We start from the raw sequence: 21,287 nt of genomic DNA, 5'->3' as shown, positions 1-21,287 counted from the left end.
CGAGGAGAGCCGCCATGTCCGACCGCACGCACCACACCACCCCCACCACCCGCACCCCCTCCGCCGACCGACACGACGGCGTCACCGGATCGTCCCGGCGCTCCGTCACCAGAGCGGCGGCCGCCACCGCGCTGGCCGCCCTCGTCGGGTCGGCCGGCGCGACGACCGCCGCCGCGGCCACCCACCGGACCGCCGCCCCCGGCGCCCGGTCCGTCACCCGCCTCGGCCCCCGTACCCTCGACCTCTCCCTCCCCTCCGCCGCGCTGGGCCGCAGCGCCCCGGTCCGGCTGATCCTCCCCTCCTCCTTCGACGCACGGCCCGCCCGGACCTACCCCGTGCTGTATCTCCTCCACGGCGCCCACGACGACTACACGTCGTGGACCCGGGAGACGGACATCGAGGCGTTCACGGCGGGCCGGGAGCTGATCGTGGCGATGCCGGACGCGGGGCCGACCGGCATCCCCACCGCCTGGCGCGAGGGCCCCGCCTACGAGACGTTCCAGGTCTCCGAGGTCCCGGCGCTGCTCGCCCGCGACTACCGGGCGTCCGGCGTCCGGGTGGTCGCCGGGGTCTCCACCGGCGGCTACGGCGCGATGGCGCACGCGGCACGTCATCCGGGGACGTTCCGGGCGGCGGCCTCGTACAGCGGCATCCTCGACACCACGGCACCCGGGGTACCGAGCCTGATGGACGCCATCGTGAGCCGCGAGAACCTGGCCCCCCGGTCGCTGTGGGGCCATCCGCTCCTGAACCTGCTCACCTGGCGGGACTTCAACCCGCGCTCCCGGGCGGCGGGGCTGCGCGGCACCGCCCTGTACGTGTCGAGCGGCAGCGGAGTGGTCGGCGGCCTCGGCGACTGGCTCCCGGAGGCGCTGGAGAGCCTGCTCTGGCCGTCCGCGCACGCCTTCACGGACGCGCTCGCGGCGCTCCGGGTGCCGGTGACCACCCATTTCTACGCGGGCGGTGGGCACGGCTGGGCCTACTGGAAGCGGGAGTTCACCGCGTCGTGGCCGACGCTCGCCGGTGCGCTGGGGGTGCCGGCGTGAGGCCGGTGGCGTCGGGGAACGGAACGGAGCGCGGGGGGCGTACGTCCTACTCGGGACTTGCCCCTCGCCCCACGGGCACCGGCCCGCGGGTGAGCCGCTTCCGGGTGAAAGGAGGGTCCGCCGTGGCTGCCCCCACCCCGCCGTACGGCGTACCGAACGGTCCCGGCGCCCCTGTTGTGCCGCCCGGACTGGTCCAACTGCTGCGTGACGAGCTGGAGACCGTCGCCGACCATGTGGAGGAGGAGGTGCGCAGACAGGTCCCGGAGTACGCCTCCCGGTCGGCCGACGAAGCGAGCCGCGCACTCCTCAGATCGGGGGTCGTGCAGGCGCTCACCCTGTTCGTCGACCACATCGCCGATCCGCGCGGCCGGGGAGACTCGATCACCGCGATCTATCACGAGCTGGGGCGCGGCGAGGCGCTGGAGGGCCACAGCCTCGAAACACTGCAGTCCGCGCTGCGGGTCGGGGGGCTGCACGCCTGGCAGCTGCTGGGCCGCACGACGGAGCAACTCGGCCTGGACTCCTCGGTCATGGCCAGGCTGGGTGAGCTGGCGTTCCGGACGGTGCACGAAGTGGCCGAGGCCGCGGCGGCGGGGTACGCGGAGGGACAGCTGCGCAGCACGGACGAGCTGGAACGGCGCCGGGGGCGGCTGCTCGCCCTGTTGCTGGGCGACAGGCCGGTGTTGCCGGAGGCGGTGCGCGACCTGGCGCACGGCGCCCGGTGGTCCGTGCCGACGCACGTCGCGGTCGTCGTCCTCGCGGCTTCGCCCGACAGGCGGGAGGAGCGGCCGTTGGCCGCCGCCGGGGCGCTGGTGGACATGGAGTCCCGGCCACCACGGATGCTCGTGCCCGACCCGGACGGCTCGGGCGGCTTCGGCGGCCGGGCGTTCACGCTCGCGCTGCGGGGGCGGCCGGCGGCGATCGGGCCTTCCGTCCCGCTCACGGAGGCCGCCAGATCCCTGCGCTGGGCCACCCGTGCGCTCGGGTTGATGGGGCGCGGCATCCTGCCCCGGCAGGGCGTGGTGCGCTGCGCCGACCATCTGTCGACCCTGCTGCTGCACAGCGACGAACCGATGCTCGCCCAGCTCCGGTCACAGGTACTGGCCCCGCTGGACACGGTCGCGGAGGGGCCGCGCGGACGGCTCGCCGAAACCCTGCTGGCGTGGCTGCTCGGCGGCAGCAACGTGCCCGACGTCGCGGCCCGCCTCCACATCCATCCGCAGACGGTCCGCTACCGCCTGCGGCAGCTGGAGAAGCTCTTCGGCGACGCCCTGCACGACCCCGGCACCCGGTTGGACCTCATCCTCGCCCTGCGCGCGGAGGCATCGCGGGACGACGACACGTTCACCGCATAGGAATGCGGACGGACTCACCTCGGCACAAAAACGAAGGTGAATTCTGAATTCCAGGCCATAACACAATACTCGACCGAGCGAATACCTTCGGGACGTCCTTTTACACAGGCGCACCTCGCGCCCGACCCGCAAAGGATCCCCATGCGTATCCGCTTGTGCCTCGCCGCGCTCTCGCTGGCCGGCGGGGCCGGACTGGCCACCGTCTCGGCACCCACGGCCATGGCCGCGGCCTGCACGGACATCGACGTCGTGTCCGCCCGCGGCACCTTCGAGCCGGGCACGCTCGGCTTCATCGTCGGCGACCCCGTGTATTCCGCACTGCAGCAGAAACTCAACGGGAAATCCCTGTCCAGCTACAAGGTGAACTATCCCGCCGACCTTTCGCCCACCTCGGCCGCACAGGGAAACGCGGACCTGGTGAACCATGTCCGGAGCCAGGCCGCCTCCTGTCCGAACCAGCGTTTCATTCTGGTCGGCTATTCGCAGGGCGCGAACGTCGTCGACAACTCCATCGGCATCAGCAGCGCCGGCGCGGTGGTCGGCAGTCCCATCGTGGCCACCATCCCCGCCGCGCTGGAGCCCCGCGTCTCCTCGGTGCTGCTGTTCGGCAACCCGATCCGGGCCATCGGCAAGAGCGTCACCGGCGTCTACCAGAGCCGCACCCTCGACTTCTGCGCGACCGGTGACCCGGTGTGCCAGAGCGGCGGCGGCGACGTGGGCGCCCACCTCGGCTACCGCGCGAACGCCGACGCGGCGGCGGCCTTCGCCGCGACCAAGGTCTGACCGGTCCGGTCCCCCGCGACGGGGCGAAGGGCCCGGGAGGAGATCCTCCCGGGCCCTTCCTCCATGGGGCGGTGGCTATGCGGGGTCGCGCGCGAACTCCGTCAGGCTCGTGGAGACGGGCTCGGGACGGCCGTTGTTCTGGGCGGGCGCGGCGGTCAGTACGTCCAGGTGCTGGTAGCCGTCGGCGACCACGGGGTGCAGGTCGGCCGGGACGCGCCCCGCCAGCAGTCCGTCGCCCGCGAGCACGGTGAGCGTCGGGTCGGCGGTGAGTCCGTCCGGGTGGACGACGAGCCGCTTCACCTGGGGTGAACCGGCCAGCTGGAGGTCGGTGACCAGCTTGGTCGGGAAGTACTGCTCGGTGAAGTCCAGGGGCTGTTGAGCCATGCTGCGGGCCAGTTCCTGGATGTCGGTGACCTCCTTGCCTGCGTCGGTGAACGCAGTCCCGTCGGCGGAGCGGTACCCGGGGTCGTCGGCGTCGCCGACGCGGTCGTAGTTCCGCCAGGTGTAGAGCGGGCCGCCCGGCCGGTCGGGGATCGCTTTGTACTCGGTGCCGAACAGCGCCGGGCGGGCGTCGCTCCCGTTGGCGGCGGGGAAGTTCTTGTCGACGACCGGCCCGCCGTCGAAGAGGCCGACGCTGCTCTGCAGGAAGGCCAGCGGGACGGAGTGGTCGTCCATCAGGGCGCCGAGGATCGCCTCGTTGCTGAGCCGGAAGTCCTTCACCGTCGGTGACCCGGTGAGGAAGGTGGCGGTGTCCTTGGAGAACAGGAAGCGGTTGGTGACCTCGATGTTGCTGTTCGGGGGCAGATAGCGCGGCAGATCGGCCTCGCCGCCCGGGTTCTGCAGGGCGCCCACCCCGGCGATGGCGAGCAGCGTCATCGTCTCCGGGTTGAGGAGCACCGGCGCCGACAGCGAGCGCGGCAGCAGTCCGCTGTCGAGCCCGGCCTGCACGACGCCGTACCCGAGGCCCACGTCGGGCAGGTTGGTGTCGTCGGGGATGCTGCCGCTGAGGTCGGCGAGCGAGGTGGAGACGGTGGTGTCGAGGGCGAAGTAGCCGGCGCACTGGTGGTGTCCGGCGTCCGCCGTGGTGGCCGGGTCGCCGTCGAAGTCGGCGGTCGCGAAGTACCCGGTGATGACACCGCCCAGGGAATGCCCGCCGCACAGCACCTTCTCCTCGCGCACGCGCTGGTCGGGCAGTTCGGCGGTGAGGAGGTCGTACTGGTCGCGGACGGTCCGCTCGATGCCGAGCTTCGCCATCCAGCCCAGGTCGGCGTTGCCGACGTACCCGTCGAAGGTGCGGCCCGCGACCCGTTTGTCGCGGTAGTAGTAGTCGACGGCCGTGTGCTGGTCGCCGGAGGCGATCCCGGTGCGGTCCTCCAGGCAGTTGGAGCGCCGGTCCAGGGCCCAGAACTCGATGTGCCGGCCCTGAGCGGCGGCGCGGGCCACGGTGTTGCGGGCGACGCTGTCGAAGGCTCCGGCGCCTTCGAGGATGCCCGGCTGGGCGAGGAGGATCCGGTCGGCGTCGGCCGAGGCGGCCGGTCCGTCGGCGGAGCGGTAGCGCAGGTACGACAGCCAGTCGCACGCCGCCGGGCGCGCCCCGAAGGAGGCGGGCAGCGGCGCCCGTACCCGCACCATGGTCTCGCTCACGCCGGTGACCGGGCTCGTGGAGGCCACGGCCGTCTCCGTCCGCGCCTGCGCGCCCCGGGCGTCCGGGGCGGCTCCGGTGAGCGCCCCGACGGTCAGCAGCACCGCCGGTACGACGCCCCGCAGCGCTCTGAGGGTTGTTCCTCTCCTGCGACTCGTGTTCATGCGGGGACGGTAGGACCGCCGCGACGGTCCCACCTCCCCTTGCTCACAACAACGCAGCCACCGTCGCGGCCTTTGTCATCGGGCACCAACTGCCGCCGCCGTGAACGCGGTCACAGCCCGTCGCTCACCATGGCGGCGACGATCCGGACGTGCCGGTCGGCCGCGGTTGCGGAGTACTCGTTGTCGTAGTTGAGACCGTAGGGCCAGAAGTGGCCGCCCCCGGTGGAGATCTTCGCGCTCGACCCGTCGTACTGCCTCACCAGCGCCGTGGCCCGCCCGCCGGTCCAGGTGCCACTGCCGCCCAGCCGCGACCAGCCCGCGCTGGTGCCCACGCCTATGGTGTGCGCGATCTCGTGCAGCGCGGTCCGCTCGTTCATGTAGCTGCGGTTGCTGCCGAAGCGGATGGTCCCGTTGAGGTTCCCGTCGGCGGTGGCCACGCCGGGCTCGTAGCGGACGGTGATGTTCTTGCCGAGATCGCTGAGGTTGTTGTAGCGGGCGACCGCGGCGTTCATGGCCGACGTGATGAGGTTGTACGCCGACTGCTGGTCCTGTGTCGGGTTGGCCGCCCGGACGAGGGTCCAGCTGACGGTGGCCGCCGCGGCCTGCGTCCGGGGCACGGGCGCGCCCTGGGGTGCCGCCTGCGCGACACCGGGTCCGGCGAGCAGCGCGGCCGCCAGCGCGGCCACGACCACCTTCTTGCGCGGTGAGTTCATCGGGGTCTCTCCTGTGCTTCGTGGGGGGGAGTTGCTCAGGCACCGAGCCTTCCGGTGCCTGCCCCGGCCCTGACGAGGGCCGGGACGTCTGCGGCGGGGTCCAGGGTGTAGGCGTAGTAGGTGCGCGGCTCGGTCACCGTGCCGTTGGTCTCGCAGGTGCCGGAGCCGGTGAACGCGTTGTTGCGCTGGACCAGCCGGCCCGGCCCGGAGGCGTCGTAGCCACTGGCGGAGTAGCAGGGGTGGGGGACGCCCTCGAAGTGGTTGCCCTCGACGACGACACCGGCGTTCATGGTCGAGGCGACGCCGTAGACGGCGTTGCCCTTGTAGTAGTTGTTGTAGACGTGCACCGGTTCGCCGAAGCGGACGCGGGGGTGCCGTTGCCGTGAGCCGTCGAAGAAGTTGTGGTGGATCGAGACCTTCAGCTTCCCGGCGTCCTGAGCGCCGTTGCCGTCGGAGTGCCCGAGCAGCATGCTCTTGTCGGTCTTGTTGAACCAGTTCCACGACACGGTGACGTACTGGGCGCCGCGCACGACGTCGACGGCCCCGTCGAGGGGGGCCACGAACTCGTTGTGGTCGATCCAGATGTGGTGGGAGTCCTGGCCGACGTTGATCGCGTCGTCCTCGGCATTGGTGAATCTGATGTTGCGCACGATGACGTTGTACGAGCGGTAGAAGTCCAGCCCGCCGCCGTTGACGACGGCCGAGGAACCGACGCCGATGACGGTCTTGTCCGGCCGGACGCCCTGCTTGCTGGTGATGTCGACGGTGCCCTGCACGCGGATGACGAGCGGGCCCACCGTGTCGATGTACCGCAGGAACTGCTCGGTCGTGGTGGCGGTCACGGTGGGGCCGCCGGCCCCACCGGTGGTGCCGTTCTGCCCGAGCGCGCCGACGGCGGCGAATCCGGTCGGGGATGTCTCCACCACGGGTGCCGCCGCCGCGTGGGCGACGGTTCCCGCCTCGACGGGTGCGGCGACGGTGGCGCTGGCGCTGACTGTGGCTGTCGCGGCGAGCAGCAGGGCGAGCGTGAGCGCGGGAACGGTACGTGACGACCTCATACGGTTTCTCCCGGGACGAGTGGGGGACGTTCCTGGGCCGTGCAATTGGTCGTGCGAAATCCATGAACAACAAGGGCTAGAAAGCGCTTTCAGTTTCCTGAATGCTAAGCACGTGTTTTGGCCATGTCAACGAAACGGCGTTCGCCTCGTGTTGTGGAAGGGAGTGTCGTGACCCCACGACATCGCATCGTCAGGGCATTGGCGCCCATGATCCCCCTGGTACTCGGCGCCGGTCTGATGACCGCCCCGCCGGCGACCGCGGACCCGACGGCCCCGGCGGCGAACTCCGTCACCGTCCGGATCGACCCGTCGTACCAGCAGCAGGAGTTCGAGGGATGGGGCACCAGCCTGGTCTGGTTCGCCAACGCCACGGGGGGTTACCCGGAGCCCATCCGAAGACGGCTCGTCGACATGCTGTTCGGTGAGGACGGGCTCCGCCTCAACATCGCGCGCTACAACATCGGCGGCGGCAACGCCCCCGACGTCCGCAAGGACTACATGAAGGCCGGCGCGACGATGGACGGCTTCTGGAAGGCACCGGCCGGCACCACCCGGCAGGACATGGAGTGGTTCGACCCGGACGACCCCGACCACTGGGACTGGAACGCCGACCCGGGCCAGCGCTGGTGGGTGGACCAGGTCAAGGACAAGATCACCAAGTGGGAGGCGTTCAGCAACTCGCCGCCCTGGTTCCAGACCGTCAGCGGCTATGTCTCCGGCGGCTTCGACGCGAACACGGACCAGATCCGCGCGGACCGCGTCGACGAGTTCGCCGCCTATCTGGTGCGGGTCACCGAGGAGATCGAGAAGCGGCACGGCATCGACTTCGACACCATCGCCCCGCTGAACGAGCCCAACACCAACTACTGGGGCACCCAGATCGGCGCCAACGGTCAGCCCACCGGCGGCCGTCAGGAAGGCGCGCACGCCGGCCCCGCCCTCCAGCAGAAGGTGCTTCTCGCCCTCGACAAGGCGCTGCGCGCAGCGAGGACCGACGCCGCGATCTCGGCGATGGACGAGACCAACCCGACGATCTTCACGCAGAACTGGAACGCCTACGACGCCTCCGCACGGGCGGCCGTCCCCCAGCTCAACGTGCACACCTACGGCACCGGCATGCGCACCAGCGCGCGTGACATCGCCAAGGGCGCGGACAAGAAGCTCTGGATGAGCGAGGTCGAGGGCACCTGGGGCACCGGCAGCGACTTCACGACCATGGAGCCCGGCCTCGGCATGGCCACCCGTATGGTCGACGACATGCGGGAACTGGAGCCGTCCGCCTGGGTGTTCTGGCAGCCGATCGAGGACTCGATCCCGCAGGCCGCGGCCGGCAAGAACTGGGGCAGCATCCACGTCCCCTTCAACTGCACGGCCACGGACACCCTGGAGACCTGCCCGATCCGGGCCAACTCCAAGTTCGACACCATCCGGAACTTCACCCATCACATCCGGCCCGGCGACCACTTCGTGAAGGTCGACGACCCCTCCAGCGTCGCCGCCGTCCGCAAGTCCGGCCGTTCGGCCACCGTCGTCCACGTCAACGGCGGTACGACCGCCCGTTCCGTCACCCTGGACCTCTCGCGCTTCCGCAAGATCGACGCGGGCGCCACCGTCACCCCCGTGGTGACGAGCACGGGCGGGGCCCTGGTCAAGGGCACCCCGGTCCCGGTGACCGACCGCTCGGCCACCCTCGACGTCCCCGCCAAGTCCGTCACCACGTTCCTGGTCGAGGGCGTCCGCGGTGCGGACAAGGACGCCGCCCTCGTCCAGCCCGGTCACGTCTACCGCCTCCAGGGCGCGCAGAGCGGCAAGGCGTTCACCCCCTCGCAGGACGGCACCGGTGTCGTCCTGCGCACCACCGACGCCGCGAGCGCCCGGCAGCTGTGGTCGGTGGAGCAGCTGACCTCCGGCACCGGCAACCGTGAGCGCTACGCCCTGACCAACGCGGAGACCGGCCGGCGGCTCGCCGTGCGCGACAACCAGGCCGTCCTCGAAGAGGCAACCGCCGGCGAGGTCCCCGCCGCCGCGCAGTGGCTCATGTCGACCACCGGCGACGGCACTTGGACGTGGGTGAACGCCGCCACCGGCCGTCTCCTCGACGTCACCGGGCAGTCGTCGGCGGACGGCGCCAAGGTCTCGACGTACACTCCGACGTCGGCCGACAACCAGCGCTGGGCCGTGAGCGACGAGACCGTGCTGAGCACCGAGCGGGCGGAGGCGTTCACCGTCCCGGGTCTGCGGCCGAAGCTGCCGCAGACGGTGACCCCCGTGCTCCGCGACGGCGCAAGGGGTTCCGTGCCCGTGGTGTGGGAGCTGCCGGCGGACCGCAAGTGGCGCAAGTCCGGGACCGTACGCGTCAAGGGTGAGGCCACCGACGTCCTCGGCCGGAAGATCCCCGCGGAGGCCCTCGTCACCGTCGACACGATCGCCTCGACCGTCCCCGGTCGCGCCAAGACATACGAGGGGGGCGAGCCGGACCTTCCGAAAACGGTCGTCGGCGTCGGCCGGGACGGCGGCCGGACCGCCCTCCCGGTGACCTGGGACCGGGCGCCCGACGGGGCGTTCGACACGAAGGGCGTCGTGACCCTGACCGGCAGGGCGGAGGTCGTCGACGGTTCCACGGTCGACGCGACCGTACGCGTCCAGGTCACCAAGGCCGCGGAGACCAACATCGCGCCCGACGCGGGCGTGTCCGTCGCCGCCACCTACACCGAGAGCGGCTACTCCGCCGAGCGGCTGCGCAACGGCAACACCGCCGAGAAGGCGTGGTCCAACTGGAGGTCGGGCACCAAGAACCCGTCCGACACCGTCACCTTCGGCCTGCCGAAGGCCCGCGACCTGAGCCGGATCGTCGCCCACTTCCACCGGGACGGCACCAACGTCTCCTTCCCACAGAGCCTGAAGGTGCAGGTCAGGGCAGCGGCAGACGGCCCGTGGACCGACGCGGGCGGGCCCGTCACGGTCGGCACCGAGGGCACGCCGGTGATCGACGTCCCCCTCGACGCGGGCCCGGTGACCGGGGTGCGCGTGGTCATGACCGCGCGGCAGGGCGGCTACATCACCATGGGCGAGATCGAGGTGTACGCCAAGGCCCCCGGCGCCTCCTCGGACGCCGCCGCCTCCTTTGTCGAGGTCGACGGGAAGCCGGTCGCCTCCTTCGACCCCGGCACCACCCACTACCGGGTCGTCACCGACGACCCGGCCCGGGCGGAGGTCACGGCGACGGCGCGCGACCCGTACGCGACCGTCACCGTGGACAGGACCGACGGTTCCGGTGAGGCCTCGGCCGTCGTCACCGTGCGCGCCGAGGACGGTTCCGAGACCCGGAGGTACCGGATCGAGCTGGTACGCGGCTGACGTGACCGGCGGGGGCCACGAGCGGGCCCCCGCCGGTTTCACCGCGTCAGAGCCCGGTCAACTCTGCGCGCAGGCAGCCCCGTTGAGCGTGAAGGCCGTCGGCGCGGTGTTCGTGGCGCCCTTGGCGCCGATGAACCCGAGCGTCACCGAGCCCGCGGCCGGGATGGTGGAGGTGTACGAAGCGGGCTTCACGCTCACCGATCCACCGCTCTGCGTGGGAGTCCCGCCCCACATGTTGCTGATGGTCTGGCCGTCGGCGAAGGCGAAGGCGAGGGTCCAGCCGCTGACGGCGGTGGCGCCGGTGTTGCGGATGACGATCTCGCCCTGGAAACCGCCGGGCCACTCGTTGGTGGCCCGGTACGTCACCGCGCAGTTCCCGGCGGGGGTGCCGCCGCCCTCGTCCGTCGTGACGTTCACCGTGGCCGAACGGTTCGACCGGTTCCCGGCGGCGTCACGGGCGTAGACGGCGAAGGTGTACGCCGTGCCGGCCGTGAGACCGGTCAGGGTCGCCGAGTGGGTGGTGGAGGCGGCGAGCCTGGTCTCGGTGGAGCCGCTCACCCTGACGATGTCGTAGCCGGTGACGCCGACGTTGTCCGTCGCGGCGGTCCAGGACAGGGTGGCGGAGGTCGCGGTCACCGCAGAGGCGGTCGGCGTGCCGGGGGTGGTCGGCGCCTGGGTGTCGCCCGGGGTGCCGCCGAAGACCGTGGCCTCCTTCGCCGTCCGCGCGATGCCGTTCGCGCCGTTGAAGATGCGCTCGCCCCAGGCGCTGAGCCGGGTGGGGTCGAAGCCGATCGACAGGTCGAGTACCGGGTCGGTGTTGCCGCTCCAGGACCAGGCCAGGTAGCCGAGGTCCAGCTGCTCGGCGGCGGCCATCATGGTGTCCTCGTCCGGATCGCCCCACTGGTCGGCGGGCCCGCCGAACTCGCCGATGAGCAGGGGCAGTCCGGCGTCCACGAAGGCGTTCAGGTAGTCCGTGATCTCGGCGGCGGTGTCGAAGACGCTGTACATGTGGATCGAGAAGATGAGGTTGCCGGTGGTGTCGGCGTCGTACACGGACCGGGCGTTGGCGCGCATGACGCCCTGCCAGTCCTGGCCCCAGTTGGGCGCGTCGACCATGATCGTGTGCTCGAAGCCCGCGGCCCGCAGCTTCTGCACGGCGGCCTTGGTGGGGGCCGTCCAGCCCGCGGGGTCGGTGTTGCCCCAGGGCTCGTTGCCGATGTTGACGATGACGTAGTTCTCCTCGCCGGCGAGGACGTCCTTGAGGCTGATCCAGTAGTCGGCCGCGTGGTCGAGCGTCCCGGCGGCGGCCTCCTCGCCGTATCCGGTGGTGTCGTGCACCTCCAGGACGCAGATGAGCCGGTTGGCCTTGCACTGGGCGACGACGTTCGCCACGTCGGCGGGGCTGTTCTTCGTCCACCGGTGCCCGTCGGAGAGGACGACGCGGACGGTGTTGGCGCCGAGCGCCTTGACGTCGGCCAGCGACTGCGTCTCGCCCGGGTACCAGGTGTGGGCGTGGTTGACGCCGCGCATCACGAAGTCGTTGCCGTTGCCCTCCACGAGCCGGCCGTCGCTGACGTGCAGGCCGGTGGCCCGGGCGTCGGACGCCGGCTGGGCCAGGGCGACGGCCGGGGCGAGGACACCGAGGAGCGCGAGTCCGATCAGACCGGCGAGTCCTGCCAGCAGGGTGGTCAGGGGGATTCTTCGCTGCGTGCTTCGTCCTGTTCTCATTGCGACTCCAAGTGGGGGTGGGCGCCGAGAAGTTCAGGCATCAAGAGAGGGGTGGGGGGTGGGTGTGGTGGGAGCGCTCCCATGAACCCATCAAGCCGCGTACACGTCAACCCTGCGCGCATGTCGGGGCGCTCGGCTCTTTCGGGCCGCTCGGCCCGTTCGGTCCGCGCCGCTCTCACCGCCGAAGACCGGCCCGGACCGCCGCGCCGACCACCGCGTCCCGTTCCGCTCCGGTGAACCGGCCCTCGGAGACCCACGCGTCGGCGAGGGCCCGCACGGCCCCCACGAAGGCGTCGGACGTCGGGAAGGGAGCCCGCGCCCAGAGCACGTCGAGGAAGGTCAGCCCGTCCGCCCGGGTCCGGTTGGGGACGCCCGAGCCGGCCGCGCCGAACACGATGACCGGCTCGGAACGCCTGAAGTAGGCGTGATAGCGGACGTCGTCGCCGGCGATGAACGGCGCGAGGGTCAGCCCGTGCGTGGTGAAGTGCAGCGGCCTGCCCTCCGGGCGGACCGCGTCCGCGAGATCACCGCGCAGGGTGAAGTCCTTGTAGAAGGAGAAGGTCCGCAGCCCGGCCTCCGGGCTCTGCGCGACCAGCAGCAGCGGACCGAAGAACACCGACTGCACGGTGGGGTCGTCCAGGGCCCGTTCCACCCGCAGCCGGTACGGCGCGGAGATCCCGACCCGGTCGCCGCGCCGCCAGTTCCGGCTCAGCGTGAGGTACGACCCGGGGGTGGCCTCGACCTGCTGCCGCACCCCGTTGACCGTGACGGTGAAGCCGCCCGTGGCCCAGGACGGCACCCGCAGCCGCAGATCGAGCGTGCCTCGGACCTCCCGGAACGTCAGGGTGCGCACGCCCTCGGCCGGGTAGGCGCTCGTCTGCTCGACGACCAGCCCGCGCTCCGGCCACCGCAGGGTCGAGGCGAGGTACAGGTTCACGTACAGCGCGTTGCCGTCGGCGGAGCGGAAGTACACCGAGTCCTGGTACTTGGTGTGGTTCTCCATCCCGGTGCCGCCGCAGCAGGTACCGGTGTTGCCGTACTCGCGCACGACCCCCGGGCCCATCCCGACGAAGTAGGTGACCTCGGGGCTGCTCGTGCTCGCGGTGTCCCGGCGGGAGGCGAGGATGTGGTTGGTCAGGCCCCGCTCGTAGTAGTCCATGCGGGCCGCGTCCGGCTCCCGGAAGAACAGGTGCCGGCTGAGCTTCAGCATGTTGTACGTCGCGCAGGTCTCGGCGTTCTTGTCGTCCAGCGTTGCCGCGATGGCGCCCCGCGCCTTGAACATCTCCCCCTGCCCCGTGCCGCCCAGGCTGTACGTCCGAGGACCCGCCACCATGCCCCAGAAGTTCCGCGCGGCCTCGGCGTACCGCTCCTCCCCCGTCTCGTCGAACAGCCGCAGATAGCCGGTGAACTGCGGAATGTGCTGGTTGGCGTGCCGCCCGTCGAGGATGTCCCGGTCCTGGGCGCAGGCGTCGAGGAGCGCGGTGTTGTCGAAGCAGCGGGCGGCGGCGAGGTGCTCCGCCTTGCCGGTGAGGGCGTACAGGTCCGCCAGCACCTCGTTCATGCCGCCGTACTCCCCGGCGATGTAGAGGGACCACATGCGCTCCAGCTGGGCCCGGGGCAGAGCGCCCAGCCTGCTGTGTACCCAGTCGCCCATCCTGGAGACGATGGTGAGGGCCTGCGCGTTGCCGGCCAGGGTGTGCGCGTCGAGGAGACCCCGCATGATCTTGTGGCACGTGTAGTACGGCGCCCAGATGGTCGGGTACGTCGCGTAGCTCTCCAGGAGGATGAACTGCGTCTCCGGGTAAGCCGCCAGGAAGCCGGGGTGACTCGGGCGCGGCGAACCCCGCTCCGCCAGCGCGGCCTGGCACTCCCCCAGCGCGCCCACCAGCTGGTCCAGCTTGCTCTTGAGGGCGGCCTCCCGGGTGTCCGCGTACGCCTGGGCCACGAGCGTGAGGAAATGACCGCCGTAGTGGCCGCGCAGATTGCCGTCGGAGGTCTCCCAGCCGCCGGGCGGCCGGGCGCCCCGGGTGTCGAGACCGGCGTTGGCACGGAAGACGGCCAGGATGCGGTCGGCCGGGTAGGACCGGGCGTAGTTCAGCATCAGATCCCGCTTGGCCTTGAACACCCCTTCGCCGAGGGTGACCTGGCCGAGCGGGAAGGGGTGGGCCGACCAGGTGGAGGGGACGGGCGGAGCGGCGGCAGCACCCTGTACTCGCGCGGCCGGGGCGGCGTGCGCGACACCTGGGGCGGGTGCGGCCTGAGCGGACGAGGTCGCCCGGACGAGCGGGTTGGCGGCCGCCGCTCCGGCCGCGAGGGCCAACAGCGTTCGACGGGTGGGGCGTTGGGACATGTTTCACGACTCCGATCGTCGGTCGTTCGGTGGGGGGTGTGGAGCGGTGGGGGGTGTGGAGCGGTGGGGGTGGCCGGGTGACCGCCTGTTCGGGGCGGGGCCGGGGTCAACCAGTGGTCAGGGAGGGCCCGTCCGGACGACCGCCCGCCCGCCTCCCCGTGTCGGTGCCGTCGGCCGGGGCTTGCGGGCTGTCGTCCGCTCTCGGCAGCCACACCCGCATCGTCGAGGGGCCCCTGCCGGCCCAGGAGTGGTAGGGCACGAGGACGATCCCGGTGGGGTCGGCGGGCGGCTGCGCTGTCGGCCGATCCAGCGGCTCGTACGGCCACGCCGCCTCGCTCCGCCCCGCGCGGGCGGTGACCTCCCCGGCGACCACGACCGTGCCGTCACCGGCCGGCCCGTCCTCGGGGGTGGTGGACGGGTCCACCCGGATCGCGTCGACCTCGTGACCGTCCGGGAGGTCCACGGACTCGGCGCAGTACACCAGCGGACCGCGCTGGACGGCCACCGTGCCGCGTACGGCGTCGACGCGGGGGTCCGCGTGGATCCAGCGCGGGGCGACGGGCAGGTCGAGCCGTACCTCCTCGCCGGGCCGGAAGACCCGGGTGACGGTCGCCGGGCCGGGGGTGACCGGGCGGCGTAGGCCGTCGGGGTCGACCAGCCATGCCGGGGCGCCCGCCGCCCAGGCGGGCACGCGCAGCGACAGGGTCCAGGGGCCGGCCGGGGAGCGGACGATCCGGACGGTCACGGTGCCGCCGGACGGGTAGTCGGTGCGGACCCCCAGGGCGACGGCCCGGCCGCCGGGGAGAGAGGTGGCGATGTCGGCGTCGGCGTACTGGTGCAGCTGCACGCCTTCGTCGTCCGCCGTCGCCAGGTAGGCCGGCAGCTGGGCCAGCGTCCGCGCGACGTTGGTCGGGCAGCACGACACCGCGAACCAGGGGGCGCGCAGCCCCGAGTCGGCGCGGGGGCTGTCGACGTCGGCGCGCGGGGCGACGCCCCGGTGCCGCCGGTGCAGGGTGTTGGCGTAGAAGAACGAGCGGCCGTCCTCGGAGGGGGAGGTGGCGACGACGTTGAACAGGGTCCGTTCCACGAGGTCGGCGAAGCGGGGTTCGCCGGTGGCGAGCAGCAGCCGCCAGCCGAGCATCACGGAGGCGACGCCCGCGCAGGTCTCCGAGTAGGCGCGGTCCGGGGGCAGGACGAAGTCGGCGCCGAAGGACTCGTCGCGGTGGTGGGAGCCCATGCCGCCGGTGAGGTAGGTGCGGCGGGCGATCGCGGCCTCCCATTGGCGTACGACAGCGGCGAGCAGTTCGGCGTCGCCGGTCTCCACGGCCACGTCGACGGCTCCGGCGGCGAGGTAGAGGGCGCGGACGGCGTGGCCGCGCAGCACCGTGGCCCCCCGGACGGGGATGTCGTCCTGGAAGTAGGCGCGGCCGAACTCACCCTCGTCGAGGGTGCCGTGGCCGCGTCGGTCGACGAACAGGGCGGCCTGGTCGAGGTAGCGCTGCCGGCCGGTGAGCCGGGCCAGTTCGACGAGGGCCGACTCGATCTGCGGATGGCCGCAGACGGCCTCGACGCCGCCCGGCCCGAACGTGGCGCAGACGTGGTCGGCGGCCCGCTCGGCGATCTTCGCGAGTTCGCCCTCGCCCCGGGCGCGGGCCTGGGCCACACCCGCCTGGACCAGGTGTCCCTGGCAGTACAGTTCGTGGCCCTCCGCGAGGTCGCTGTAGCGGGCGGGCTGTCCCGGACGGCCGAAGGCGGTGCTCAGATAGCCGTCCGGGTCCTGGGCGGGGGCCACGAGGTCGGTGAGGGCGGAGATCTTGGCGTCCAGCGGGGCCGACCCGGGGACGGCCCCCGTGCCCCGCAGGGCGGGGTCGTCGTTCGCGGCCTCCCAGGCCATGGCTTCGAGCAGCTTGTAGACCTCGGAGTCGGCGAACTCACGGCCGCGCCGGTCCCGGTCGATCCGGCCCTCGACGGCGGCCCGGAAGTTGCCGGTCCAGCCGACGCGGTCCATCCAGTCGCGGCAGTGGTCGAGTGTGACGGTGGTGTTGGTGTGCCGTCGCCGGGCCCAGAAACCCCCGGTGATCCTGACCTCGTCGAGGCCGAGCGGCCGCAGCCGGCCACGGGTCGGCGCCACGGGCAGGACGGTCGACGTCACCACGTTCTCCCTCACCTGTTCATGCCTTCGGATCGTCCTTTCGGTCACGGTCGTCGGTGGGCTCGTCCACGCGGCGGGACGCGTGAATGACCCGGCGGACGCGCGGACACCTCGGTCGGATGTGTGGGTGCGTCGGCGGCTCGGGCGCAGGCGGTCGCTGCTCGCGCGGACACGTCAGCCCTTGAGCGCGCCGGACATGAAGCCCCGGATGTAGTGCCGTTGCAGGAGCAGGAACAGCAGCAGGCAGGGCACGGCGAGGACCACCACGCCCGCCTCGGTCGCGCCGTAGTCGACGGCCCCCATGCTCTGCTGCCGCAGATTGGCGACGGCCAGCGGCAGGGGCGCCTTCTCACTGTCGGAGATGAGGATCAGGGGTGCGATGAAGTCGTTCCAGGCCGCGAGGAACGCGAACAGGCCGACGGTGATCAACCCCGGTCGTACGGCGGGGAGCAGGACCCGGCGCAGCGCGCCCGCCGTGCCGCAGCCGTCGACGAGAGCCGACTCCTCCAGTTCGCGCGGGACCGCCTCGAAGGAGATCCGCATCATGAAGGTGGCGAACGGCAGTTGGAACATCGCCAGGACCAGGCTCAGCCCGATGAGCGAGTTCTGCAGGTGCAGCCGGCCGAGCAGCACGTAGAGCGGGATGAGGAGGGTGGCGTACGGGACCATGAGGATGGCCAGGGTCAGCAGGAACAGCAGGTTCTTGCCGGGGAAGTCGAAGCGGGCGAAGGCGTATCCGCCGAGCAGGGAGACGCCGAGGGTCAGCACCACGGTCGACACCGAGACGACCGTGCTGTTCCACAGGTACTGCCACAGACCGGCGTCGTACGCCAGCAGCGTCCGGTAGTTGCCGAGGCCGTATCCCGAGTCCTGCGCGGTGCCGGGCTGGGGGCTGACCGACGCCCAGGTGTTCCACAGCAGCGGGAAGAGGAAGATGACGGCCAGACCGCCGGCGAGGACGTGGTACGGCGTACGGCCGAGGGTGCGGGCAGGCAAGGTCGGCTCCCCTCTCATGACGCGTCGGCGCGGCGCAGACCGCGGAACTGGAGGGCGTTGAGCAGGAGCAGTACGGCCAGCACGATGACCGACAGGGCGGCCGCGGTGCCGAGGTCCAGCCGCTGGAAGGCCTCGCGGTAGATCAACTGCACCACGGTGACGGTGCTGTTGTCGGGGCCGCCCTTGGTGAGGACGAAGAACTGGTCGAAGGCGAGCAGTGATCCGGTCACGCACAGCAGCAGGGTGAGGGCGAGGGACGGGCGCAGCAGGGGCAGGGTGATCGAGCGGAAGATCTGGGCGCGGCTCGCGCCGTCCACGCGCGCCGCCTCGTACACCTCGTGCGGGATGCGCTGCAGGCCCACCAGCAGGATCAGCATGTAGAAGCCGGCGAACTTCCAGACGATGAGGAACACCGTCGACAGCAGGGCGGCGGTCGGGGTGCCGAGGAAGGACACCTCGTCGTCGGCGAGGCCGAGTCGTCGGAGGACGTCGCCGAGCGGGCCGGTGGTCGGGCTGTACAGCCCCCAGAAGAGCAGGGACGCGGAGGCCAGGCCGAGGGCGCTGGGCAGGAAGTAGACCGTACGGAAGAAGCCGGCGCCCGGGCGGGACTCCTGGACGAGCAGGGCGAGCAGGAGCGCCAGGCCGAGCAGGGCGACGGTGACGACGCCGGTGTAGAGCAGGGTGAAGCGCACGGCCGGCCAGAACAGCGGGGCGTCGGTGATGTCCGTGTAGTTCTCGGGGGCGTTGAGGCCCCGGTCCCCGGCGAGGAGCGGCCAGTCGCTGAGCGACATCTGCCCGACGAGCAGGAGGGGCAGCAGGAAGAACACCGTGACGAACACGGCGGTGGGGGCCGCGTAGGCGAGACCCTGGGCCTTGCGGGACCGCCGGCGGGGCGCGGTCGCGCGTGGCGGACGGCCTCGGTGTGCCGGCCGGGGCGGGTGCGCGGTTCGCGCGGGCTCGGCCACCTTCACCTGCATGCCTCTCCTCTGTCGACGCTCACCGGGACGTGGTGGGAAGGGGGTTCGGGGTGTCTCACCCTGCTGTCGCGCGAGGCCGGGGGGCGGGCTCGGGCGAGGGCTCGGACGTCGGACGTCGGACGCCGGACGCCGGGCTCAGATGCCTGTCCCGGACGCCGGGCTCAGGCGCCTTGCCCGGCTGCCGGGCTCAGGTGTGCCGCCCGGCTTCCGGTCCGCTCGGTCTCAGTCGGCGAGCGACTTGCTGACCGCCTCGTTGTCCTGGTCCACCGACGTCCCGTCGCCGAAGACGGCGTCGCGCATCAGCGTCAGCCAGGGCCCGTTGGGGTCGTTGAAGGTCTGGCCGAACTTCAGGGCGTACGGGGTCCGCCCGTCGGCGACGAGTTCGTTGACGGCGACGAGCCGGGGATCGGTGTCGGAGTACTTGTTGGAGGCCAGGTCGGTGCGGGCCACGACGTCCTTGTGCGCGGCGACGACGTCGACCTGTGCCTTGTCGCCGAGGGTCCAGGCGAGGAAGTTCCAGGCCTGGTCGGTCTTCTCGCTGGTCGCGGCGATGCCGATGGCGTCACCGCCGACGAACGTGGACCTGCCGCCGTCGGGGCCGGGGATGGGGGCGACCCCGAGGTCCAGATCCTTCGGCATCAGCCCGAGCGTGGTCGAGGGCATGGGCATGACCCCGACCTTGCCCTTCGGGAAGACGCCGGTCCACGTCGTGCCCGTCTCGTCCTTCGCCCCGGGCGCCACGATGTCGTCGTCCACCCAGCCCCGGTAGGTGTCGTAGACCTTCTTGGCGGTGGCGGAGGCGAGGCGCGCCTCGGTGCCGTCCTCGTTCAGGACCTCTTCGCCTCCGGCCCAGATGGACGGCCACCAGGTGAAGACGCCGCAGCCACCGCAGTTGCCGCCGAAGAAGGTCCCGTCGACGCCTGAGCCGAGGGCGTCCACCGCACGCGCCTGCTCGTCCCACTCGCCCAGGGTCGTGGGCGGCTTCTCCGGGTCGAGCTTCGCCTTCCGGTAGAGATCCTTGTTGTAGAAGAGGACCGAGAGGTCGAGGGTGTGCGGCACCACGTACTTCTTGCCCTCGTACGTGCCGGCCTTGATGTGCGACTGGGCCAGGTTCTCGGCGAAGGGCAGGGCCTCGACGCGCTCGGTGAGGTCGGCGAAGAGGCCGCTGGAGGTGTAGTTCGGGACGAAGACCACGTCGGAGGCGAACAGGTCGGGCAGGTCCCGGGAACCGGCGGCGGCACCGACCTTGGCCTGGTAGTCGTCGGTGGGGACGACGGTCAGTTCGACCTTGTTCTTGTGGCTCGCGTTGTACGCCTCGACCAGGGCCTCGCTCTGCGGCCTGGTCGCCGCGCGCGTCCACATGGTCAGCGTGGCGCCGTCGTCCACGCCGGTGGCGTTCGCCGCCCCGCCGCCTCCGCCTCCGCCTCCGCCTCCGCCTCCGTCGCCGTCCCCCGACCCGCAGGCCGTGACCAGGGTCGCGGCGGCGAGCAGGGCGACGGTGCTGGTGGCGAAACGGCTCGTGCGGCCACGCGGCCCGACCGTGTTCCCCATGGTCGATCCCCCTTGTCTCACGGCGGGCCGTGCGGGGCCCGCCGGTCGGGACGATGGATGTGGTGGCGCTGAACCGAGTGACGGACCGGTCGGCGGACAGGCAGTCGCCGAGCGGCGGACGAGCAGCGGACGCACAGTGGACCACAGCGGAAACGAAAGAAGCCGAAAAGGCTTTCTGAGACGCTAGGCCGCGCCTGAATACTCGTCAATCCCCTTGCAGCGAGCGGTTGTCGATGACTGACGGAAACTCGTGGAAGCGTTCCGACCGAAACATTTCCCGTATTCTTCCGGGTGGCGCGTGTCATCCTCGGCGAGGTCGGCACGCGTGGCGAGACAGGAGATCACTCATGGCACAGGCCACCGGCCCCTCTCGTTCGCAGCCCGCCACCCTCGGCGACGTCGCCCGGCTGGCGGGCGTCTCGATCGCCACGGCGTCCAAGGCACTCAACGGCCGCAGCCAGGTCCGGGCGGAGACCAGACAGCGGGTGGTCGAGGCCGCCGAGCGGCTGTCGTTCCGCCCCAACCAGGTGGCACGCGGCCTGCTCGCCGGGCGCACCGGCACCGTGGGGCTGCTCACCAGCGACCTGGAGGGCAGATTCGGCATACCCATCCTGATGGGCGCCGAGGACGCGTTCGGCGCGGGCGAGGTCGCGGTCTTCCTGTGCGACGCGCGCGGGGACGCGATCCGCGAACAGCACCATCTGCGCGCCCTGTTGGGACGTCGTGTCGACGGCCTCATCGTGGTCGGCAGCCGCACCGACCCGCGTCCCTCCCTGGGTCGCGAGCTGCCCGTCCCGGTCGTCTACGCCTACGCCCCCTCCGACGACCCCGCGGACTTCTCCGTCGTCCCGGACAGCGTCGGCGCCGGCCGGATCGCCGTGGAGCACCTCCTCGCCTGCGGCCGCACCCGGATCGCGCACATCACCGGCGACCCCGGCTACCTCGCCGCGCAGGACCGGGCCGCCGGAGCGCGGGCCGCGCTCGCCGACGCCGGGCTCGGTCTGGTCGGGGAGCCGCGGTTCGGCGCCTGGTCGGAGGGGTGGGGACGGGCCGCCACCGCCATGCTGCTCGACCGCCACCCCGAACTCGACGCCGTCCTGTGCGGCAGCGACCAGATCGCCCGGGGCGTCATGGAGGTCCTGCGCGAGCGCGGCCACCGCGTGCCCGACGACATCGCCGTCATGGGCTTCGACAACTGGCAGATCATGACCGCCGGTTCCCGACCTCCGCTGACCAGCGTCGACATGAACCTGGAACAGGTCGGCCGAGTAGCCGCCCACGCCCTGTTCGCCGCGATCGCCGGGACCCCGAGCACCGGCATCGACACCCTCCCCTGCAAGGTGGTGATCAGGGGCTCGACAGCACCGCTGTCCTGAGGAGCCGCCACGCGTGCCGTACGACACGCGCCCCGCACC

At 71.8% G+C, this 21,287-nt stretch carries 14 protein-coding genes; 5 read left to right on the top strand and 9 right to left on the bottom strand.

Features of this window, described 5'->3' with window-relative positions; genetic code table 11:
* Positions 1-14 precede the first annotated feature (14 nt).
* The 3 genes from STRBO_RS0117800 to STRBO_RS0117790 all read left to right on the top strand — a co-directional run bounded on the left by STRBO_RS0117800 (position 15) and on the right by STRBO_RS0117790 (position 3,184).
* Positions 15-1,046 (top strand): alpha/beta hydrolase, encoded by a 1,032-nt coding sequence (locus STRBO_RS0117800; protein ID WP_005475281.1) that lies wholly within the window; start codon positions 15-17, stop codon positions 1,044-1,046.
* Positions 1,047-1,168: 122 nt separating this feature from the next.
* On the top strand, positions 1,169-2,401 hold the full coding sequence (locus STRBO_RS0117795; protein ID WP_028796716.1) for a PucR family transcriptional regulator: 1,233 nt from the start codon (positions 1,169-1,171) through the stop codon (positions 2,399-2,401).
* A gap of 141 nt (positions 2,402-2,542) precedes the next feature.
* Positions 2,543-3,184 (top strand): cutinase family protein, encoded by a 642-nt coding sequence (locus STRBO_RS0117790; RefSeq protein ID WP_005475285.1) that lies wholly within the window; start codon positions 2,543-2,545, stop codon positions 3,182-3,184.
* Positions 3,185-3,259: 75 nt separating this feature from the next.
* Here the strand turns inward: STRBO_RS0117790 and STRBO_RS0117785 are convergent, their stop codons facing one another.
* The 3 genes from STRBO_RS0117785 to STRBO_RS0117775 all read right to left on the bottom strand — a co-directional run bounded on the left by STRBO_RS0117785 (position 3,260) and on the right by STRBO_RS0117775 (position 6,761).
* The gene (locus STRBO_RS0117785) at positions 3,260-4,990 is read right to left on the bottom strand and encodes a hypothetical protein (RefSeq protein ID WP_005475293.1); all 1,731 of its coding nucleotides are present in this window, start codon (positions 4,988-4,990) and stop codon (positions 3,260-3,262) included.
* 110 nt (positions 4,991-5,100) lie between these two features.
* Complete coding sequence (locus tag STRBO_RS0117780) at positions 5,101-5,703, bottom strand: hypothetical protein (RefSeq protein WP_005475294.1); 603 nt, start codon at positions 5,701-5,703, stop codon at positions 5,101-5,103.
* A 35-nt stretch (positions 5,704-5,738) separates the two neighbouring features.
* The gene (locus STRBO_RS0117775; protein WP_005475296.1) at positions 5,739-6,761 is read right to left on the bottom strand and encodes a pectate lyase family protein; all 1,023 of its coding nucleotides are present in this window, start codon (positions 6,759-6,761) and stop codon (positions 5,739-5,741) included.
* A gap of 207 nt (positions 6,762-6,968) precedes the next feature.
* On the opposite strand from STRBO_RS0117775, the gene STRBO_RS0117770 reads away from it, so the two are divergent.
* Entirely contained in the window at positions 6,969-10,118 is a 3,150-nt protein-coding gene (locus STRBO_RS0117770; RefSeq protein ID WP_005475298.1) for a glycoside hydrolase, read from the top strand.
* 57 nt (positions 10,119-10,175) lie between these two features.
* On the opposite strand, the gene STRBO_RS0117765 is transcribed toward STRBO_RS0117770, so the two are convergent.
* The 6 genes from STRBO_RS0117765 to STRBO_RS0117740 all read right to left on the bottom strand — a co-directional run bounded on the left by STRBO_RS0117765 (position 10,176) and on the right by STRBO_RS0117740 (position 19,872).
* The gene (locus STRBO_RS0117765) at positions 10,176-11,846 is read right to left on the bottom strand and encodes a cellulase family glycosylhydrolase (RefSeq protein ID WP_005475300.1); all 1,671 of its coding nucleotides are present in this window, start codon (positions 11,844-11,846) and stop codon (positions 10,176-10,178) included.
* A gap of 175 nt (positions 11,847-12,021) precedes the next feature.
* A complete protein-coding gene (locus STRBO_RS0117760; protein WP_028796715.1) occupies positions 12,022-14,196 on the bottom strand; it encodes a glycoside hydrolase family 127 protein in 2,175 nt (724 codons plus the stop codon).
* A gap of 106 nt (positions 14,197-14,302) precedes the next feature.
* Positions 14,303-16,348: a glycoside hydrolase family 127 protein gene (locus STRBO_RS0117755; RefSeq protein ID WP_020665568.1), complete on the bottom strand. Its 2,046-nt coding sequence runs from the start codon at positions 16,346-16,348 to the stop codon at positions 14,303-14,305.
* Between the two features lie 174 nt (positions 16,349-16,522).
* Entirely contained in the window at positions 16,523-17,344 is an 822-nt protein-coding gene (locus STRBO_RS0117750) for a carbohydrate ABC transporter permease (RefSeq protein ID WP_005475306.1), read from the bottom strand.
* 14 nt (positions 17,345-17,358) lie between these two features.
* On the bottom strand, positions 17,359-18,321 hold the full coding sequence (locus STRBO_RS0117745; RefSeq protein WP_005475308.1) for a carbohydrate ABC transporter permease: 963 nt from the start codon (positions 18,319-18,321) through the stop codon (positions 17,359-17,361).
* Between the two features lie 222 nt (positions 18,322-18,543).
* Positions 18,544-19,872: an ABC transporter substrate-binding protein gene (locus STRBO_RS0117740; protein WP_005475310.1), complete on the bottom strand. Its 1,329-nt coding sequence runs from the start codon at positions 19,870-19,872 to the stop codon at positions 18,544-18,546.
* Between the two features lie 347 nt (positions 19,873-20,219).
* On the opposite strand from STRBO_RS0117740, the gene STRBO_RS0117735 reads away from it, so the two are divergent.
* A complete protein-coding gene (locus STRBO_RS0117735) occupies positions 20,220-21,248 on the top strand; it encodes a LacI family DNA-binding transcriptional regulator (RefSeq protein WP_005475311.1) in 1,029 nt (342 codons plus the stop codon).
* Positions 21,249-21,287 lie beyond the last annotated feature (39 nt).

The organism is Streptomyces bottropensis ATCC 25435 (genome assembly GCF_000383595.1).
Classification (GTDB): domain Bacteria; phylum Actinomycetota; class Actinomycetes; order Streptomycetales; family Streptomycetaceae; genus Streptomyces; species Streptomyces bottropensis.
Note: the sequence above shows the minus strand (reverse complement) of the source record. Positions and strands in the feature narration are given on the sequence as shown.

Excerpts from the sequence above, each read along its gene's own strand:
- STRBO_RS0117800 (WP_005475281.1), top strand. The coding sequence starts at position 15 with ATGTCCGACCGCACGCACCACACCACCCCCACCACCCGCACCCCCTCC.
- STRBO_RS0117790 (WP_005475285.1), top strand. The coding sequence starts at position 2,543 with ATGCGTATCCGCTTGTGCCTCGCCGCGCTCTCGCTGGCCGGCGGGGCC.
- STRBO_RS0117785 (WP_005475293.1), bottom strand. The coding sequence starts at position 4,990 with ATGAACACGAGTCGCAGGAGAGGAACAACCCTCAGAGCGCTGCGGGGC.
- STRBO_RS0117780 (WP_005475294.1), bottom strand. The coding sequence starts at position 5,703 with ATGAACTCACCGCGCAAGAAGGTGGTCGTGGCCGCGCTGGCGGCCGCG.
- STRBO_RS0117775 (WP_005475296.1), bottom strand. The coding sequence starts at position 6,761 with ATGAGGTCGTCACGTACCGTTCCCGCGCTCACGCTCGCCCTGCTGCTC.
- STRBO_RS0117770 (WP_005475298.1), top strand. The coding sequence starts at position 6,969 with ATGATCCCCCTGGTACTCGGCGCCGGTCTGATGACCGCCCCGCCGGCG.
- STRBO_RS0117765 (WP_005475300.1), bottom strand. The coding sequence starts at position 11,846 with ATGAGAACAGGACGAAGCACGCAGCGAAGAATCCCCCTGACCACCCTG.
- STRBO_RS0117760 (WP_028796715.1), bottom strand. The coding sequence starts at position 14,196 with ATGTCCCAACGCCCCACCCGTCGAACGCTGTTGGCCCTCGCGGCCGGA.
- STRBO_RS0117745 (WP_005475308.1), bottom strand. The coding sequence starts at position 18,321 with ATGCAGGTGAAGGTGGCCGAGCCCGCGCGAACCGCGCACCCGCCCCGG.
- STRBO_RS0117740 (WP_005475310.1), bottom strand. The coding sequence starts at position 19,872 with ATGGGGAACACGGTCGGGCCGCGTGGCCGCACGAGCCGTTTCGCCACC.
- STRBO_RS0117735 (WP_005475311.1), top strand. The coding sequence starts at position 20,220 with ATGGCACAGGCCACCGGCCCCTCTCGTTCGCAGCCCGCCACCCTCGGC.